The sequence below is a fragment of the Streptomyces sp. BE20 genome (assembly GCF_036322525.1).
Taxonomy (GTDB): Bacteria; Actinomycetota; Actinomycetes; order Streptomycetales; family Streptomycetaceae; genus Kitasatospora.
The window spans coordinates 1-214 of the sequence record NZ_JAQYWW010000294.1; the positions used below are offsets into that span (position 1 = coordinate 1).

At 69.2% G+C, this 214-nt stretch carries 1 pseudogene; it reads left to right on the forward strand.

Annotation, left to right across the window (positions count from 1 at the left end):
- Nucleotides 1-214, forward strand: a pseudogene (locus tag PUR61_RS01625) (IS110 family transposase); the annotation flags it as partial.

Below are 214 nucleotides of genomic sequence, written 5' to 3' on the forward strand. Positions count from 1 at the left end.
CCAGGCCGTCACCTGGCTCCTGGAGCGCCACGGATCCCCGGCCGCCCTGAGAAAAGCCGGACGCCGCAGACTCGTCGAACTGATCCGCCCCAAAGCCCCGCGCATGGCCCAACGATTGATCGACGACCTCTTCGACGCCCTCGACGAACAGACCGTCGTCGTCCCCGGCACCGGCACACTCGACGTGGTCGTCCCGTCCCTGGCCCGATCCCTC